This window comes from Salegentibacter maritimus (assembly GCF_016236975.1).
Classification (GTDB): Bacteria; Bacteroidota; Bacteroidia; order Flavobacteriales; family Flavobacteriaceae; genus Salegentibacter; species Salegentibacter maritimus.
In genome coordinates this window covers 75,497-93,119 of sequence record NZ_JAEHNY010000008.1, presented here as the reverse complement: position 1 = coordinate 93,119, position 17,623 = coordinate 75,497, and the positions used below count along the sequence as shown (strand labels likewise).

Below are 17,623 nucleotides of genomic sequence, written 5' to 3'. Positions count from 1 at the left end.
TTGACGAGAATAGACTTTTCAGACAGCCTCTTTTTTATGTACAAATATTTATAATAATTATATGTATTTCATTAAACTAAATCCCATATATGGCTCACTAGCAAGAAACCGGCTTAGTAAAAAATACTTTCATTTTTAGCAATACCGCCCGCTTCGAATTTATCTTCTCGGAAAGCTTAGTTATTAGGCATAGTTTTAATTTATCTCCCTCTTATTTTTCTTATCACCTCTTTCCAATTATAATTTTCTTTATTGGCATTATTCCACTCCTCAACATAAGAAAGCATATCATCAAGTTTATTTTCATCAATCCATTTGCCATTTATAAAGACACCAGAAATTTTGCGGGTATTATTAATGTTCTTCAACGGATTTTTATCTAATAGAATTAAATCTGCAAACTTTCCTTTTTCGATTGTTCCAATTTTATCGTCAATTTCAAGCCATTCAGCGCCTAATCGGGTTGCAGAGGCTAAAGCTTCTTCATTAGTTAAGCCTGCCTCTACCAATAATTTAAGTTCGTCGTGAAGTGAAAACCCCCATACAATTCCAGAAGTTCCTGCATCCGTTCCTGTAACCATTGGAACACCTTCCTTTTTAAAAGCCTTAACTACTTTAACATGAAAGTCTACGAGCTTATCGAAGTAAGCAATACGTTTGGCATTTGTACCCTGGTAATACTGATTGGATTCAATCCATTTACTCTGCATAAGCGGGTGGACAAACTTAAAACTTTTAAGGTTTAATACACTATCAAGCGAACGTGCTTGTTTTGCTATATAAACAAGATTGGATAAATTAGGAATTAACCAAGTACCATTTTTTTTAGCCAAACGTGCATACTCTTGTGCTTTTTCAAAGCTGAACTCTTCCGTTTGTTTTGATAATTCCTCTGCGTGTGCGATTAACCCAAAGTGAGGAACAAAAAAATCCTCGGCAGGTTTTCCTTCAAATGCGGCAGGAACGTGACCCACAACTTTGATTCCCTGTTTCTCTGCTTCATCAATAATAGCTTTATAGGTCTCAATATTCAATTGAGAATATACTTTTATAAACTCATAACCTTCACCTTTTGCAAGTCTAACGGTTTGTCTTCCGTCAGATGGTGTTGTAGCAGTCATATTTGCATTACTCCCGTCTATTAATGCCGCCAAAGCAATTCTTGGACCTACCACATCTCCTCTTAAAATTTCGTTTCGTTGCCCAATATGTTCTGCTCTTGCACTTAACTCGAATACAGTAGTAACTCCGTTTGCTACGTAGAGTGTCATAAAATTTTGTGTATCAAAGTGTATTGCAGGACCTTTTGTAGGATAAGACTTATACGGCCCATCCGCTAGATTATGAACGTGCATATCAATAAATCCGGGAATGAGCCATTTATCGGTTCCATCAATAATTATTGCGTTCGTTGGAATAGAATCATTAATGGATTGTATTCTTTTATTTTGGATTACAACTGTTGCATTTTCCATGACTTTATTATTATTAGTCATTGGAATCACATTCACATTCTTTATAACATAAGATGCCTTTTCCTGTTGATTGTTTTCTAAATTTAAATTGTTCTGAGCGTTCAAATTGAAGCTGATAACTGCAAACAGTGTTAGAAGTTTTAAGTATTTCATTTTTTATTTTGATTGATGATGTACTCTAAAAGACAGAAAGTCTCATTTTTTGTTACAGTTTCTAGTCTAAATCACATCTAACTATTTAAACTATAATGCAAGGCGTTGCCATTAGATCGCCAGGGTTTAAAAACTCATTTACTTTCTTAAATTTCTAGTGCATACTCGGCTTTCATAACAAAATAACTATTCAATTTCGTTTGCTAAAGACTCAACTTCTATGTTATTAAAAACCTGTCCAGATACCATCCAACATTAAAGTTTCTCCAGAAGAAATTTCCCAAAATGTCGCTAAAAAACTTGCTTCATTTTTTCTGAGAAAAACTGTATAATTAGAAGATAGTGTACTTTTTTGGTTAAGGTAATAAATGCTTTCTATATCATAAGAAAAAGGAAAAGACAACTCTTCTTGAGCTAAAGGCATTTTAATTTTACTATTTAGGTAACTAAACTCTTCAGATAATAAGCTTAACCCTTTTAGGATAGAGACTTGAATTTCGGAAAACTCAATTTCCGTAAATATTAAAGAGTCATTAAATTTAAATTTTGAGCTGCCTTGTAAATTTTCTATTATAATGAAGGTCAACGCCAATCTATCCCAATTCTACCCGGTTTGTAGTAAAAAATAGTTACAACCTGCTTGTAATTGAAAATAAACCAGACTGTTTTTTAATAGCTTACTTTACATACATTTTAAAATAAAACCTCATCAATTTTCTTTAAAACACTTTTAGAAGGAATGCTACGAATGGCCTTTTCATAACCTTCTGGAAATTTATTCCCGTAAACGGAAGTTGGAATTTTCGGGAATTTCTCCAAATCAGGAAGTAAACTATTTTCGGGGGCTTGGTTAAAGGGGGCAAAACCGGCATAGGGATGTGTTACGCCCCAAAGGCTAATAACCGGAATTCCATACGTAGCAGCCATATGGGCATTTCCGCTATCCATAGCAAGCATAGCATCAAGATTGGTAATAAGTGCCAATTCTTCGGCCAAAGTTAATTTGCCGGCAATACTAAGGGTATTTTTAAATTTTTTGGCCCAGCTTTCCAATTTTTCCTCTTCTGCGGCCCCACCACCAAATAATAAAACCTTGATTTTTGAATTTTCACTTAGTTCATTTAAAACCTCTTCCATTAAATCGGTCGGATAGGCTTTTGATGCATGTTGTGCAAAAGGGGCTATCCCCAACCACTTTTTAGAATCGTTGCCCAGCAGCTTCCTTATTTTTTCTGAAAGCTTTTTCTTTTCCGGAAATTGATGTTGCTTTAGATCTAAAGGATAGCCCAAAGCTTCAAATACATCGGCATAGCGTTGTATGGTGGGTTTTAATTGTTTAAAAACCTTATTGTTTTCGCGGGTAAGTGCTTTCTTTTCGCTTCGGCCTTTATCAATTTGCTTCACTGGGATTCCAAACAAATAGAACACAGATTTCAGCACATTGCTTCGTAAAACATTATGCAAATCGGCTACTTTATCAATTCCGGAATCCCTAAGTTCTTTTGCCAGCCGGGCCAATCCAATCACCCCACTATGCACTCCTTTAATATCGGCTTTATAAACCGAAACCCCGGGGATTCCTTCAAACATTGGTTTAAAAAAGCCCCGGGTTAAAACGCTAATTTTTAAATTGGGATACGTGGCTGTTAAAACTCGCAAAACGGGCACGGTCATCGCTACATCGCCCATAGCCGATAAACGAATCACCAGAATATGCGCTGCTTCGTTTGAAGAAACGGAAGAAAAGTCTTTAGGATTTTGGTGATTTTCTGCCATTATTATCGAATGATTAAGAAGCTGTCTGAAAAGGTTTTAAAACCGTCATCTTGAATTTATTTCAAAACCTAAAGTGTTGGTAATTAAAAACATGTTAGAAGCTGAAACAAGTTCAGCTTGACGAGAATAGACTTTTTAGACAGCCTCCTTTGTTTTGGCCAATAAACTGGCTTATTTTCCTCTTAAAACAGGGTTTAACTCATCGTCGTTATACATTTTCATCTGTTTGTAGACTTTCATATATTTTCTCCCGGCGGCAATATCTTCCAGCAATTGGTTTATGGCCAAAGAAAGGTCTACACGTTGCTCCAATAACACATCAAGCTTCGCTTTACACTTCATTTGGTGCTCTTGCGAGGCATCTTCCCGGTTAGCCTCTTCATCCATATGGTAAATTTTCAAAGCTAAAATAGAGAGCCTGTCTATGGCCCAGGCCGGACTTTCAGAGTTAATGGTAGCATTTTTTTCTGGCGTAACTTCTTTAAATTTTTCCAGAAAATAACTATCAATATATTCTACGGTGTCGGTACGGTCCTGGTTAGAAGCGTCTATTTGGCGCTTTAAGTCCAAAGCATCAACCGGATCTATATGTTTATCGCGAATAATATCTTCATAATGCCATTGTACAGTATCTATCCAACATTTTCTGTACAATAAATGTTCTATTAATTCATTTTCGCTATCGTAAGGATTATTAAATGGCTGATCCACGCTATCTTTTTCGTGGTATTTTGCTATTACTTCCTGAAAAATCTTATTTGCTTTATCTGAAAACATAAATTATTTTTTTTTCTAAAATGTGTAGATATTCTTTAGTGTTATTGGCTTTATGATTCCGGTTTTCGATTTTATCGGCTTTAAAGCGCCTATAATTTCTAGTGGCCAAATCATAATCTCCAAAACGGCTCATTATTTCTTTTATTTCTTCTGAAGGCATTAATCCCTCATTATTATAACTGAAAAATATATACCTAAACTTCGCTTGCGCTATCAAATTGTAAAATGATTCTTTTTACAATAATTAGAGCGATAATAAACCCGAAGTCTGGTTTTACCTCCAGGTGCAAAGGTATCATATTTTACAATGGTATATAAGATATGATAATTAGTACCATATTGTGTTTTGTAGGGTGGGTCTAAATATAGGATATACCCTAGCCCCTCAATCTCTCTTATCTATTGATTGGTATCTTCTTGATTAACCCTGTACAAATATGCTGTTATTTCAAAATCTGTTGGCTGCAGCTTTAATCCTTTTTATGCTGATTCCTTTACCTACTTTAAAAAAATTTATACATCCAGGCCGTATTAGCCAACTTATCCAGTGAATTATATTGTTTCCGGAGACATCTATATTCGTATTGACGGCCTTTCTTATTTTACTTCTAGGTACCGGTAGATTCATTTAAAAAAGTAAGGGAATACACAATGGCATTAAGATAAGTAATGCCAGCAAGACTTCCCTAAATACTTTATCGCTTTTTTGATCAAAATAAATAGAAACAATAATACTAAGCGGTACAAAAAAGAAAATAAGCTCACTTCCATCTTTGGTGGGTGCAAAAATGGCTACCCCAACAGCTGTTAGCAAGCTAAGTAATACCAGGTTTAAAGAAGCTTTTACAGAGACACTTGCTTTATTCACTACCGAAAAGAATTGAACCAGTGACCAAAGCGCCAGGGCTAAAATTATACTTATTGGAATAAGGATTTTAGGATCCTGATAATTTGAATAGTCAAAATAATTCCACTGAAACCACTCTCCAAGCGTATAAAATTGATCGTAGGCTATAATATGAAAACTTTGGGTCAATAAAGTGACCGTTAGGGCTGCAATAGGCGGAATTAGCCAATTTTTAGCTTTAGGCAAATAATAGATAATTCCTGCGTAGACTACCACCAAAAACAAAATAGCCCAGAAATAAAAAAGGGAGGCGATACATATCCAAAAGGTAGCATCAAAGATTTTTCGTTGTACCACTTTTTTAGTTTGTAAACTAATAACCCTTCTCAAGGCAAAAAGCACACATAAATTTGCGAAAATAACCTGATGGTTCTTTAAAAGACTAAAAAAAGAAGCCGAAAATATCGCGAAAAATAAAATTTTATACGCACTACGTTGAGTAAGTTCGTTCTTTTTAGCGATAAAATTTAGTATAAAAACACTCAGAATAAGGCATACTAAAACTACAAATTTCTCCAGAAAAATAAGTAGCTCAAAATCTAAAAACCACGATCTAAAATTTGCGATCGTAAAAAACAGGATCAAAAAAAGAGTGATCACTATACCATTTACAGGTTTTGATTTACCAAAAAAGCTTGTTAGCATTGTGGTTTTTTATATTTTTGTATCCTTAAAGGCAACAAAGTTAGTTATTGTAACGTCTACAGAGACATTTTAATATAACTTTGCAGTAAATTGAACTTAAATTCATTTAAAATGTTAACAGATATATTTGAAGGGATCGCCTACTTGTTTGAGGAGATATTATTTATTCCTTTTGACTTTTTTAGAGACCTGGAATTAGATTCCTGGTGGGCTGCTAATGCCCTAAACTTTATTTTCGTTATAATTTGCTTCGCGGCTATTGTTTATTGGATGAAACAGCTAAAACATTATAACGAAATTCAAGACGACGATTACGATCCAACTGCACACTCGTTTTTAGGATAAATCAAATCCAAGATCTTTTCTATAGTACATCTTATCAAAATGTAGTTTAGCTGCATTTTGATAAGATTTTTTTAGTGCTTCTTTATAATCTTTCCCAAATGAAGTTACGGCAATAACCCGGCCACCACTAGTTACAACTTTACCTGATTCATTTTTGGTTCCAGCGTGAAATACAATAGAGCCCTCTACATTATCAAAACCGGTAATCTCTTTAGATTTTTCATAAGCTTCAGGATAGCCTCCAGATACTAACATAACTGTAGTTGCCGCACGTTCATCTACCTCTAAACTTGCTTCGTTTAGTTTTCCTTCAGAAAGCTTTTCAAAGATTTCAACGAGATCAGATTTTATTCTTGGTAATACCACTTCTGTTTCAGGATCTCCCATACGCACATTATATTCTATCACGTAAGGTTCATTGTTCACTTTTATAAGCCCTATAAAGATAAAGCCCTTATAATCTATATTTTCTTCCTGAAGTCCGTTTACAGTAGGTTTTACAATGCGCTCTTCAATCTTTTGCATCAAATCATCATCAACAAAAGGAACCGGCGAAATAGCACCCATTCCTCCGGTATTTAAACCGGTATCCCCTTCCCCAATTCTTTTATAATCCTTGGCCGTTGGCATAATTTTATAGTTTTTACCATCGGTAAGAACAAAAACGCTTAATTCAATACCATCTAAAAACTCTTCAATCACTACTTTCTCGCTTGCGGCTCCAAATTTATTATCGGCCAGCATATTTTGGAGTTCCTGTTTGGCTTCTTCAAGCTCGTTTAAAATTAAAACCCCTTTTCCGCCCGCAAGGCCATCAGCTTTTAAAACATAGGGTGGTTTTAAAGTTTCCAGAAACTTTTTTCCTGCTTCCAGGCTTTCTTTAGTAAAACTCTCATAGGAGGCGGTAGGTATTTTATGCATGGCCATAAACTCCTTGGCACGTTCCTTACTTCCTTCTAAAAGGGCACCACGCTTAGAGGGGCCAATCACTTTAACCTGTTTTAAAGCAGAGTCTTCTGCAAAAAAATCGGTAATACCTGCAACCAGTGGATCTTCAGGACCTACCACCAGCATTTCAATTTTTTCCTGAAGCACAAAGTCTTTAATTGCTTCAAAATCGGTTACTTTAAGATCTATATTCTTAGCTATCTCGGCGGTTCCTGCGTTCCCCGGAGCTACAAAAAGTTGAGAACAATTTGGGCTCTGTGCCAATTTATATGCAAAAGTGTGTTCGCGCCCGCCCGCGCCTAGAATTAATATTTTCATCCTGAAGTGATTTTAGTTATGGCTTCAAAAATAATTGTTTGTAAATTGAAGCACCAATTATTTTTGATAAAAAAGATTTTTTGCCCTTGGACTGGTTTAAACTTTCTCTACAATTGAATAAATTCCCCATAGACCGGGCACAAAAAACATTGGAAAAAATACAAGCTATCCCCGAAGAACACTACGAAACTTATCTTTTAGAAAAGCAACGGGAAATTGTTGATTATCACTTAAAAAACAATAGCTTTTATAAAGATTTTTTTGGAAGAGAGAGTTTTTCTACCTGGGAGAACGTACCGGTAATGACCAAAACCGATTTGCAACAAAAATTAGAAAACCGACTTACTAAAGGCTTTACAAAATATACAGCATATATTGGTAAAACCTCCGGTAGTAGTGGGACGCCCTTTATTTTTGCCAAAGATAAGTTTACCCATGCCTTGAGTTGGGCAGGGTTTCAAAACAGGTATCAGTGGCACGGTATAGACCTCAACAAATCCTTGCAGGCCAGATTTTACGGTATTCCCTTAGATTTATACGGAAACATTCAGGAGCGCATTAAAGACCGAATTAGTTTACGGCGCAGATTTCCCATATTTGATCTTAGTGAACAAAAAATGGAGAAATTTTTAAAGCGATTTCAAAAGTCAAATTTTAGCTATATTAATGGCTATACCAGTGCTGTATTGCTTTTTGCCAGGTTTATGGTAACGAAAAACCTGGTTTTAAAAGAGGTTTGTCCAAACCTAAAGCTCTGTATAGTAACCTCTGAACGCTTGTTTAAAAAAGACAGGGAATTAATGCAAGCCGCATTTGGGGTTCCGGTAGTAAACGAATATGGTGCCAGTGAAGTAGGCCTTATTGCTTTTGAAGACCAGAACAACGAATGGATTGTGAATTCTGAAGATCTATTTGTGGAAATACTTGATGAAGAAAATAAATCGGTGCCTTCAGGGACCGAAGGAAACATAGTAATTACCTCACTTTACAACAAAGCACATCCCATTATTCGCTATAAAATTGGAGATACAGGCATACTTTCGGTTAAAAGCACAGCAAAAAAGCCAATTTTAGAAAAATTAATTGGCCGAACCAACGATATCGCCAAACTCCCTAATGGCAAAGTGGTACCGGGACTCACCTTTTATTATGTAACAAAAAGCATTATTGAAGATACCGGAAACATCAAAGAATTTATCGTAAAACAAATTACCCCCGATTCTTTTAGCATTGAATATGTGAGCCAGGAAGTTTTTTCCAAAGATCAGCAGCAAAAAGTAATACAGGCTATTGAAACCTACGTAGGCAAAAACCTTCAGGTAAATTTTGAGCGAAAAAGTATCCTGAAGCGAAATAAAAGCGGGAAATTAAAACAGTTTATTTCAGAATTGTAATTTTTACCGCCACGAATTCAATTATTTTTCTAAAAAATGCCCTAAAATAATCCTGACAGCTTTCAGGACTGGAAGGTGTACATCATTTAAGCTTCTTTACTTGTTTAGTTTTTACAAAAAAATGCTCTTTTAAAAATACCAGCATACAAAAACTGCTTTTAAAAAAATTGTAACCTAATACTTTATGGTAGATATAAAAATTATATTTCAGCATTTGTGGTTTGTCCCCGGAAATAGATCCTTTTCTTACCCGGTATTTCGCTAAACACTGTTGAATTCCCATAGCCCGGCCAGATCGTTTAACCGCTTCCAGCCAAAGTGCCCAATCCTGTCTTTTTCTAATTTCGGGAGCATAAATTTTCCCTAACTTTTTAACATTGTAAATTCCGGTAAGATTGCCCAGGTAATTTGATTTTAGCAGTTTTTGATAACTTAAAACAGGAAGGGCCTCAATTATTTTATTTAATGAGTTTCCGCCTTCATCTATTTGCAAATAACTGGAGAAACAAACCAGTGCATCCTTCTGTTGCATTACTCTAAGCTGTATTTCCAGCTTTTTTGGTTTCCATTGGTCATCTGCATCCAAAAAGGCAATAAAATCTCCCTGCGCAGCTTTAATGCCTTTATTTCTACTTATTCCGGTACCTAAATTTTGTTGATTTCGAAATATTTTAATTCGGGGGTCTTGCTTTGCCAGCGTTTCAATTTTAGAAAAAGTGGTATCGGTAGAAGCATCGTCTACAATAAACAATTCCCAATTAGAATAGGTTTGAGAAATAACCGACGCTACGGCGGTTTCAATAAAATTTTCCGCATTAAAGGCAGGCATAATTATTGAAACCAGGGGATTTTTCATACTTGAATTTAACGTCTTATATGTCCTGAAAAATCTTTGTGTTCGCTTTTCTCGAGCTCTTCAGCACTAAGGCTTTTAAAATATTTATAAGTAATTTTCATTCCCTCGCTTCTGGCAACTTTTGGTTCCCAGCCTAAAATCTCTTTCGCTTTGCTAATATCGGGCTGTCTTTTTAGTGGGTCGTCTTCGGGCAATTCCTTGTATACAATTTGTTGGTTAGTACCGGTAAGCTTTAGAATTTCTTCTGCAAAATCTTTAATGGTAATTTCATCAGGGTTTCCAATATTCACCGGATCGGAATAATCGCTTAGCAGCAATCTATAAATTCCTTCAACTTGATCGTCTACATAGCAAAAAGAACGCGTTTGCAAGCCATCACCAAAAATAGTGAGATCTTCACCGCGAAGCGCCTGGCCAATAAACGCGGGAATTACCCGTCCATCGTTTAAACGCATCCTGGGGCCGTAAGTATTAAAAATCCTCGCAATTCTGGTTTCCAAACCGTGAAAACGATGATAAGCCATGGTAATAGATTCCTGGAAACGCTTTGCTTCATCATATACTCCACGTGGGCCAATGGTATTTACATTGCCATAATATGTTTCACTTTGGGGATGCACCTGGGGATCGCCATAAACTTCAGAAGTAGAGGCAATGAGAATACGGGCATTTTTTTCCTTAGCCAAACCAAGGCAATGCCAGGTTCCCACCGAACCTACTTTTAAGGTTTGAATTGGAATCTTTAGATAATCTATTGGGCTGGCAGGAGAAGCAAAATGCAGAATATAATCTAATTCGCCGGGCACATGAACAAATTTGGTAATATCGTGATGAAAAAACTCAAAATTATCCAGCTTAAAAAGATGCTCAATATTCTTAAGATCTCCGGTAATAAGGTTATCCATTCCAATTACATGGTAGCCCTCTTTTATAAATCTGTCGCATAAATGGGAGCCTAAAAAGCCTGCCGCGCCGGTTATAAGTATTCTTTTCGCCATTTGATAAGATTTAAGTTCAAATTAATGAAATTCTAGCAGATTTATATCTTAATTAGGTTTTTAAGACTCACTTTCCAGTCTAAAATAGGTATTGAAAACACTTGTTGCAATTTTGTTTTATCTAACACACTATAATCAGGCCTTGCGGCTATGGTTTTAAAATTATTGCTCTTGTTTAAAACTATTTCTTCTGAATTTCCTGTAAGTTCCAAAATTTCTTTTGCAAAATCGTACCAGGTAGCCTGTCCCAAATTGCTAAAGTGATATAACCCGAAGTTTTTATTATCTGAAGCGATTATCTCCACTACGAACCCTGCCAAATCATTTGCATTTGTTGGGGTTCCGGTTTGGGAAGTAGTGATATTGAGCTCGGCCTTTTCGTCTATTTTTCTCCCAATAGTTTTATAAAAATTATGCCCAAATTCTGAATACAACCAGGAGGTCCTAAAAATAAAATGCTCTTTTAAGGTTTTAGCAATTAAAATCTCTCCCTTTAGTTTTGAAGCCCCGTAAACATTAATGGGATTGGTTTTATCTGTTTCCTTATAAGGCTTTTCAGCTTTACCATCGAACACATAATCGGTAGAAAAATGAACCAGTTTTGCCTGGTTAGCTACACAAAGCTCAGCCAGGTTCTTAGAAGCTTCAGCATTAATTTTAAAGGCTTTTTCTTCTTCGGCTTCGGCTTTTTCAACTTTGGTGTAAGCGGCGCAGTTAATTACCCAATGGGGTTTAACTTCAGCAAATAGCTTAACTAATTTAGATTTATCGGTAATATCGGCTTCCGAAGAAGATTTAAATATAAAGTTACATTCAGTATAATCTCCCGAAATCTTTTTAAAACAAGCTCCTAATTGACCATTGGCACCGGTTATGAGAATATTCTTCATTAAAAAACCTCTTTTAAAAACGGCTGTTTTAAATCTTTATCTGAAATAATCATTTCTTCCTCCGGAAATTCCCAATCTATCGCCAAATCGGGATCTTTATAAATAATCCCGGCCTCAGAACCCGGCATATAATATTGATCGCATTTATAAGCAAAAACCGAAGTATCTGAAAGAGTTATAAAACCGTGACCAAAGCCTTTGGGGATATAGAGTTGATATAAATTCTCGTGATCCAAAATAATTTTAAAGCTCTGTTTAAAAGTGGGGGATTCTGGCCTTAAATCTACTACCACATCCAAAACTTTCCCATAAATTACACGAACCAATTTGGTTTGGGCAAATTCCCCGGTTTGGTAATGTATTCCGCGTAAAACGCCTTTTTTGGAAATAGATTGATTATCCTGAACAAACTCCTTTTCTATCCCGGTTAATTCTATAAACTTTTTTTTGTGGTAACTTTCTAAAAAGAGTCCTCTTTTATCCCTAAAAATTTCGGGTTTTATGATAAAACAGTCTTTTAAAGGCGTTTCTTCAATTTTCATAAATTAGGATTTAAAGATTTGCTCAAGAATCTTTTCGGTGATTAAATAAGTGGGCTTTACACCTGTGGTTCCCAATCCTCCTGAAGCTAAGGTACTACCGGTTTCTAAAGGATTATCTGAAGCATAATAAGCATATCTCACCTTTACATCGTTACGAATACTACCCCGTAATTTCGAAGCCGCCTGAATGGCTTTTTGATAGTGGGCCCCCTCCATTTCCAATCCGCTTACGTTCCAGGTAGAATCGTGGAAAAATTTAAGGATATCCCTGTTTTGAAGAGAGGTACCCAAAACGGTAATCATTGCACCATCTACAACCGCAATATTGTTCTCTTCAAGATCGGTACGACTAAGTTCGTTTTTAAACGGGTAGTTATCTGCAGTACCTTCAAACAAATGGGCAGAAGGAATCATAATATCGCCTTTTCCACCTTCTAGAATCCCGGCTTTTCCCATAATTGAGATAGACTCTACATTCATTTTAATCTCGTTACCTTCAAAATTATAAGGTTTCAGCAACTCATCCATGGTTTCATAAGCCTGCTCTCCAAAGGCATAATCCATCACAATAATAACCGGTGCTTCTTCTTCAGTTTTGATATCCCACGAGCCGTATTTCCCATTTAATTTAGCGGTATCAAAGATTTGCACGTCAATATTGGTTCCGCTCTTGTCTTCCAAAAAGCTCATGCCAGTCTCTAAAGCAGCCTTCATAACTTTACTTCGCAAATTACCATTGGCACTATCGCTAAGGGCTTCATAAATTTCCAGCGGCTTTTTCTTTTTAAGCTCTGTTTTTAAGGCCGAAGGAGTGTAAAGCGTGTTCATAACACTATGCATATTTGCACTAATAATGTGCAATGGGCGGTGCATTAAATTCTCTTTTATAAGATGCTGTTTAATATTATCGGCCCAAATCTCTCCGTGAATATGATGCCCTAAACGCTCTCGCAATACAGGGCTAAAAGTTATAATTCGCTTATTGTTATTAACGGTTTCGGCAATAGCGAGTTTTCCTAACCAGTAAATTATATTTAAAAAGCGTTCTGTATTTCCCGGAAGGGAGAATTTTGGATAGATTTCCTGGACTTCATAAAAAGTTCTACCTAAAATATTTGCGGTATGGGTTAACGCAATTTCCCGTTCTGTTTGGTCTAGAGGCTCTCCCTGTAGCACCGCCTTTTCCAGCTTTTGCCAGTCTCGGGTAACACTGCCTTCTTCATCTATAATTACGCGACGCATTATTTTATGAGATTCTATAAAAAGAAAAGTAAGGTGCGTAAGAATATCATAAATTTCAGAACGGCCGCGGGTTATTTCAATATTCATTTGCTCATCATCTATCCTGTAGCAGTTACGCCGGCGTTTAGGAGGAACAATGGGCTTAAAATGCGAATTACCATAACCTTCATCACTGGTAAGGTTTATAAACCTACACTCTTCAATTCCTTTTGGCAAACGGTCTATCACGTAAAGCAATCCGCTTAACTCAGCTTTATCATCGGCAATAGAACCGTAAATTTCGGGGCGAAGAATAAGTAAAGATTCCCTTAAAGTTTCACCGGAAACGCCCATAGGTTTATAAAAACCGCGATTAAAAAGATGACGCATGGTTATATACATACGTTCTATAGCGTGTGTACTTTCTTGAGCACGGGTACGGCCCAGTAATTTAAGATTTATCATTTTTTATGCTTTTATAATTTTTTCCAGGACTTCGGCGATTTTACGATCGTTGGCCAGGCGCGGCAATTTATTTTGTCCGCCAAGTTTGCCAATAGACTTCATATACTGCTGAAAACCATTCTGTGGAACTTTTGTTATTTTTAATGGCTGAAGAATCTTCCCTTCTATGAGATCAAAATAATAAGAATTTTGCTGTTGAAGGCTTTTATCCAGGATGTCTCTGAATTTCAACAAATCTTCAGGCTCTTTTTCAAACTCTATAAACCATTCGTGATAAGGCAATTCCTTAGCTTCGGGGGTAATTTGCGGGGCTACGGTAAACTCACTTATTTGGGCATTTGTAGCTAAAGTAGCTTCCTGAATCGCTTCTTCAACCTCTTTGGCAATCACGTGTTCCCCAAAAGCCGAAATAAAATGTTTTATTCTTCCCGAAACAATAACCCGGTAGGGTTTAGTGCTGGTAAATTGTACAGTATCTCCAATATTATAGGCCCAAAGACCGGCATTGGTAGAAACCAGCATCACGTAATTAACGCCTGTCTTCACTTCGCCTATACTAAGCCTTTTAGGGTTTTCGTCAAAAAATTCATCGGCTTTTATAAACTCGTAGAACATTCCCGAATTGAGCTGCAGCAACATTCCTTTTTCGCTTTGTTTATCCTGAAAAGCAAAAAATCCTTCTGAAGCGGGATATAGCTCTATGCTATCTACCTTTCTCCCAATAAGCTTTTCAAATTTAGAGCGATAAGGTTCATAATTTACCCCGCCATAAATAAACAGGTCAAAATTGGGAAACAACTCTCCTACTTTTTTTCCGGTTTTCTGCTGAAGTCTTTCAAAATACATTTGTACCCAGGATGGAATACCGCTAATTACGCTCATATTCTCGTTCCTGGTTTCTTCTACAATAGCATCAACTTTCTTTTCCCAATCATCTATACAGTTAGTTTCCCAACTTGGCATTCGGTTTTTCTGAAGGTAGGAAGGTACGTAATGCGCTACTATGCCTGACAAACGACCTAGTTTCACCCCATTTTTCTCTTGCATTTCGGGGCTTCCCTGAAGAAAGATCATTTTCCCGTCTACAAATTTAGCGTTTCCGGTTTCGGCGATATAACATAAAATTGCATTTCGGGCAGCATTAATATGCGAAGGCATAGAATCTTTGGTAAGCGGAATATATTTTGCACCGCTGGTGGTACCTGATGTTTTCGCATAATATAAAGGTTTGCCAGGCCATAAAATATCGGGTTCGCCCGCCACCATTTTATCTACATAAAAACGCAGTTCTTCATAATCACGAACCGGCACTTTTTTGGCAAAATCGCTATAAGATTTAATATTCTTAAAATCGTGATCTTTGCCAAATTTGGTGTCTTTGGCCTTCTCTATTAAATCCTGAAATATTTTTTCTTGGGTGGCCTCAGGTTTAGAAGCCCAATTATCTATTTGTTTGCGAATAGTTTTAGCGAAAATCTTGGCTCCAAACGATTTTAAAGACATAGGTTTTTTTAAAATTAAATGGCGTAATTCTACTTCTATAATAGACTTAGCATCACAAAGGTCGTGATTTATTAGTCAAAATCAATATAATCTGTAGGGTCTACAGGCACCGCTTCGTTCCAAAGTTCAAAATGCAAATGTGGGCCGGTAGTATATTCTCCGGTAGAACCGGCAGTGGCAATTACCTCTCCCCTTCTCACATTTTCGCCCTGTTCTTTAGACAAAGAAGCATTATGCTTGTATACAGACAGCAAACCGTATTCGTGTTTAATAATTATTACGTAACCGGTTTCTGTAGTCCATTCAGAAAAAATTACCCGGCCATCGGCTACAGACTTAACCGGTGTGTTTTTAGCCACCACAATATCTACGGCAAAATGCTTTTCTTTGGCATCATATTCTTCCGAAATTGTTCCTTTAACCGGTGGAAACAGGGAAAAATCTATATTATCTGTGGCCGATGGCAAAACATTGTATTTGTCTTCCTGTAAAACTTCTTCCCGCAAAAGGGAATCGGCCCGGGATGGCTCTATGGGTTCAATCTCCTGCCCCATTATAGGGTTTTCTATAAGAGAATCTCTACTAAGACTGGAAGTATCGGCTTTCCCCGTTAGCACATCCTTTATGGAATTTAAATATTGATTATTAAGTTTTAAAACCTGTTGTAGGGAATCTGACTCATAAGCTAATTGAGATGCCTGTTGTTTTAACTCTGCAGAAGAATAGCCCGGTATATACTCTTTAAGCGGTGTAAAAGCTATAATATAGGTTGTGGCAGCAATAAGAATTATAGCACTTAGCGTAATGCTTACAAAAACATTCAGCCGGGTTAATTTAAAAGAAAGTTTCTCCTCAAATGTATCTTCATTTATTATAATCATTCGATACTTATGAAGCAACTTCCTGGTTATTTTTTTTCTATTTTTTTTTTCGGTCATAATTCACGTACAAAGATAATTTAAGTGCACCAATCTTCTCTAAAAACTTATTTCAATCCTAAATATACTATTTACAGAAGCTTGTTTTTGACTTTAAGATGCTTAAAAATTAAGTTTTACCTTCAAGTATAACTTAAATTTAAGCTATAATAGCGTTGTAATTATTTAATTCTTGTTAAGTTTGTAATATCAAAATCATATATTATGAATGCATTTATTTTACCATTAGCCATTGGTGCCCCACAAATTATCTTAATTGTTGTGGTAATTTTGCTTCTTTTTGGAGGTCGAAAAATTCCTGAATTGATGAGAGGATTAGGTAGTGGAATTAAAGAATTTAAAGACGCTTCTAAAGATGAAGATGGCGAAAACAAAGTTCCTTCTGATGACAAAAATTTTTCTAACGAGAAAAAATAAACAAAGATCTACCTTATAAAAAAAGCCCGAACAATTTAGTTTGGGCTTTTTTATTGTTTTTTATGCTCTATTCAATATCTGCAGATTGTAGAATAGCATCTAACTCAAACATATTATCTCTTTTACCCCTTGAAGGTGAAAAAACAAATCCTTCTACCACTAAGAACCGATTGTTGGTTTCGTCTTTAATAGCATAATTTAAGAATGGGCCAGCCATAAATGCTCCTTTTACTTCCCAGGTTCCACGGGTTTCATAAGCAAATTTACCATCAATCTCGGTTTCGAAAAGATAAGGTGCGTAGGCGGCCTCTGTTATCATATGGGTACCTTTGGTAGGCCCTGGAATATGGGCTTTTCCAATAGAATCACGCATTTTTATAATATTTCCAATAGTATTGGTATCGGCTTCAATTTGATTAATTGGCACCTCGTAGATAAGGATTTCCATATTCCCTTTTGGGATTTCCTTTCGTATCCACACAAAATTATCTTCTTCAAGTGCATATCGATAAGCTGATGGGAAATTGAGTGATAAACCAAACTTTTCTTCGAGCTTTCCATCCTTTTTTAGAGACTTGCCTATTCGGCGTTGTTTCTCTTTCATTTCAGTTTCCTTAAAGGCCGAAACTAATTTTTTGGAGCTTTCATTAATTACATGAATAAGTTCTTCTTCGTTTTCACCCGAGATGATTACCCCGGTTTGTGGGCGGGCATACAAATCTTTAACTATTCTGGCCTCAGCCTTATCGCCTTCCTGAACAGAGATAAAAGACCTATTTCTGCGTACAAAACCACTAAAAGTCTCTGGCGGGATTTGGCTTATAGAAAACATAGGCTCTTCTTGTGGAAGACCCTCTACGGCGGCTGCATAATTATCTCTTATAGCTTCACCAACCTTACCTTCCCAAAGTTCATTCTCTATAATTAAGGTGATTTGATTTATATTTCCCGAGGAATCTGATAAGATTCGTTCTTCTTTTTTATCTCCATTTTCATTACAGGAGATTAGAAAAACTACACTGAATAGAAGAAATAATGTTTTTTTCATTGTTTTT

Annotated in this window: 18 protein-coding genes; 3 read left to right on the top strand and 15 right to left on the bottom strand. The window is 36.2% G+C overall.

Annotation, left to right across the window (positions count from 1 at the left end):
* Window positions 1-200: 200 nt before the first annotated feature.
* The 6 genes from I6U50_RS10035 to I6U50_RS10010 form a co-directional block, all read right to left on the bottom strand.
* Entirely contained in the window at window positions 201-1,628 is a 1,428-nt protein-coding gene (locus I6U50_RS10035; protein ID WP_198629573.1) for an amidohydrolase family protein, read from the bottom strand.
* 226 nt (window positions 1,629-1,854) lie between these two features.
* A complete protein-coding gene (locus I6U50_RS10030) occupies window positions 1,855-2,220 on the bottom strand; it encodes a hypothetical protein (protein ID WP_198638736.1) in 366 nt (121 codons plus the stop codon).
* Window positions 2,221-2,321: 101 nt separating this feature from the next.
* Complete coding sequence (locus I6U50_RS10025) at window positions 2,322-3,404, bottom strand: glycosyltransferase family 9 protein (RefSeq protein ID WP_198638735.1); 1,083 nt, start codon at window positions 3,402-3,404, stop codon at window positions 2,322-2,324.
* A 171-nt stretch (window positions 3,405-3,575) separates the two neighbouring features.
* Entirely contained in the window at window positions 3,576-4,181 is a 606-nt protein-coding gene (locus I6U50_RS10020) for a DUF4254 domain-containing protein (protein ID WP_193712318.1), read from the bottom strand.
* 213 nt (window positions 4,182-4,394) lie between these two features.
* Window positions 4,395-4,502 (bottom strand): hypothetical protein, encoded by a 108-nt coding sequence (locus tag I6U50_RS15940; protein ID WP_317192025.1) that lies wholly within the window; start codon window positions 4,500-4,502, stop codon window positions 4,395-4,397.
* Window positions 4,503-4,809: 307 nt separating this feature from the next.
* Entirely contained in the window at window positions 4,810-5,733 is a 924-nt protein-coding gene (locus I6U50_RS10010; protein WP_193712317.1) for a DUF6427 family protein, read from the bottom strand.
* 111 nt (window positions 5,734-5,844) lie between these two features.
* Between I6U50_RS10010 and I6U50_RS10005 the strand changes: the two genes are divergently transcribed.
* Entirely contained in the window at window positions 5,845-6,078 is a 234-nt protein-coding gene (locus I6U50_RS10005; RefSeq protein WP_193712316.1) for a DUF6341 family protein, read from the top strand.
* On the opposite strand, the gene purD is transcribed toward I6U50_RS10005, so the two are convergent.
* Window positions 6,070-7,344, bottom strand: a complete 1,275-nt coding sequence (gene purD / locus I6U50_RS10000; RefSeq protein WP_198629578.1) for a phosphoribosylamine--glycine ligase — start codon at window positions 7,342-7,344, stop codon at window positions 6,070-6,072. The two genes, I6U50_RS10005 and purD, sit on opposite strands and share 9 nt — an antisense overlap.
* Before the next feature lie 86 nt (window positions 7,345-7,430).
* Between purD and I6U50_RS09995 the strand changes: the two genes are divergently transcribed.
* Complete coding sequence (locus tag I6U50_RS09995) at window positions 7,431-8,738, top strand: phenylacetate--CoA ligase family protein (RefSeq protein ID WP_198629579.1); 1,308 nt, start codon at window positions 7,431-7,433, stop codon at window positions 8,736-8,738.
* Window positions 8,739-8,820: 82 nt separating this feature from the next.
* Here the strand turns inward: I6U50_RS09995 and I6U50_RS09990 are convergent, their stop codons facing one another.
* From I6U50_RS09990 to I6U50_RS09960, 7 genes are all read right to left on the bottom strand, one after another.
* The gene (locus tag I6U50_RS09990) at window positions 8,821-9,594 is read right to left on the bottom strand and encodes a glycosyltransferase family 2 protein (protein WP_198629580.1); all 774 of its coding nucleotides are present in this window, start codon (window positions 9,592-9,594) and stop codon (window positions 8,821-8,823) included.
* 8 nt (window positions 9,595-9,602) lie between these two features.
* Entirely contained in the window at window positions 9,603-10,592 is a 990-nt protein-coding gene (locus tag I6U50_RS09985; protein WP_198638734.1) for a UDP-glucuronic acid decarboxylase family protein, read from the bottom strand.
* 41 nt (window positions 10,593-10,633) lie between these two features.
* On the bottom strand, window positions 10,634-11,482 hold the full coding sequence (gene rfbD, locus I6U50_RS09980; protein ID WP_198638733.1) for a dTDP-4-dehydrorhamnose reductase: 849 nt from the start codon (window positions 11,480-11,482) through the stop codon (window positions 10,634-10,636).
* Entirely contained in the window at window positions 11,482-12,024 is a 543-nt protein-coding gene (gene rfbC / locus I6U50_RS09975; protein ID WP_198638732.1) for a dTDP-4-dehydrorhamnose 3,5-epimerase, read from the bottom strand. Before rfbC ends, rfbD begins: the two co-directional genes overlap by 1 nt.
* Before the next feature lie 3 nt (window positions 12,025-12,027).
* A complete protein-coding gene (locus I6U50_RS09970) occupies window positions 12,028-13,710 on the bottom strand; it encodes a DUF6909 family protein (RefSeq protein ID WP_193712309.1) in 1,683 nt (560 codons plus the stop codon).
* Window positions 13,711-13,713: 3 nt separating this feature from the next.
* Window positions 13,714-15,213 (bottom strand): GH3 auxin-responsive promoter family protein, encoded by a 1,500-nt coding sequence (locus tag I6U50_RS09965; RefSeq protein ID WP_198638731.1) that lies wholly within the window; start codon window positions 15,211-15,213, stop codon window positions 13,714-13,716.
* 71 nt (window positions 15,214-15,284) lie between these two features.
* Window positions 15,285-16,154 (bottom strand): M23 family metallopeptidase, encoded by an 870-nt coding sequence (locus tag I6U50_RS09960; RefSeq protein ID WP_198629589.1) that lies wholly within the window; start codon window positions 16,152-16,154, stop codon window positions 15,285-15,287.
* Between the two features lie 201 nt (window positions 16,155-16,355).
* On the opposite strand from I6U50_RS09960, the gene tatA reads away from it, so the two are divergent.
* Window positions 16,356-16,568, top strand: coding sequence for a twin-arginine translocase TatA/TatE family subunit (gene tatA, locus I6U50_RS09955; RefSeq protein ID WP_193712306.1), 213 nt, complete (start codon window positions 16,356-16,358; stop codon window positions 16,566-16,568).
* Between the two features lie 67 nt (window positions 16,569-16,635).
* Here tatA and I6U50_RS09950 read toward each other — a convergent pair whose 3' ends face one another.
* A complete protein-coding gene (locus tag I6U50_RS09950) occupies window positions 16,636-17,616 on the bottom strand; it encodes a DUF4837 family protein (RefSeq protein ID WP_198638730.1) in 981 nt (326 codons plus the stop codon).
* Between the last annotated feature and the right edge of the window lie 7 nt (window positions 17,617-17,623).

What these genes read in the sequence shown, in the direction of transcription:
- tatA (WP_193712306.1), top strand. Translation starts at nt 16,356, where the DNA reads ATGAATGCATTTATTTTACCATTAGCCATTGGTGCCCCACAAATTATC.
- I6U50_RS09950 (WP_198638730.1), bottom strand. Translation starts at nt 17,616, where the DNA reads ATGAAAAAAACATTATTTCTTCTATTCAGTGTAGTTTTTCTAATCTCC.
- I6U50_RS09985 (WP_198638734.1), bottom strand. Translation starts at nt 10,592, where the DNA reads ATGGCGAAAAGAATACTTATAACCGGCGCGGCAGGCTTTTTAGGCTCC.
- rfbD (WP_198638733.1), bottom strand. Translation starts at nt 11,482, where the DNA reads ATGAAGAATATTCTCATAACCGGTGCCAATGGTCAATTAGGAGCTTGT.
- rfbC (WP_198638732.1), bottom strand. Translation starts at nt 12,024, where the DNA reads ATGAAAATTGAAGAAACGCCTTTAAAAGACTGTTTTATCATAAAACCC.
- I6U50_RS10010 (WP_193712317.1), bottom strand. Translation starts at nt 5,733, where the DNA reads ATGCTAACAAGCTTTTTTGGTAAATCAAAACCTGTAAATGGTATAGTG.
- I6U50_RS10035 (WP_198629573.1), bottom strand. Translation starts at nt 1,628, where the DNA reads ATGAAATACTTAAAACTTCTAACACTGTTTGCAGTTATCAGCTTCAAT.
- I6U50_RS10005 (WP_193712316.1), top strand. Translation starts at nt 5,845, where the DNA reads ATGTTAACAGATATATTTGAAGGGATCGCCTACTTGTTTGAGGAGATA.
- I6U50_RS10020 (WP_193712318.1), bottom strand. Translation starts at nt 4,181, where the DNA reads ATGTTTTCAGATAAAGCAAATAAGATTTTTCAGGAAGTAATAGCAAAA.
- purD (WP_198629578.1), bottom strand. Translation starts at nt 7,344, where the DNA reads ATGAAAATATTAATTCTAGGCGCGGGCGGGCGCGAACACACTTTTGCA.
- I6U50_RS10025 (WP_198638735.1), bottom strand. Translation starts at nt 3,404, where the DNA reads ATGGCAGAAAATCACCAAAATCCTAAAGACTTTTCTTCCGTTTCTTCA.
- I6U50_RS09970 (WP_193712309.1), bottom strand. Translation starts at nt 13,710, where the DNA reads ATGATAAATCTTAAATTACTGGGCCGTACCCGTGCTCAAGAAAGTACA.
- I6U50_RS09965 (WP_198638731.1), bottom strand. Translation starts at nt 15,213, where the DNA reads ATGTCTTTAAAATCGTTTGGAGCCAAGATTTTCGCTAAAACTATTCGC.
- I6U50_RS09990 (WP_198629580.1), bottom strand. Translation starts at nt 9,594, where the DNA reads ATGAAAAATCCCCTGGTTTCAATAATTATGCCTGCCTTTAATGCGGAA.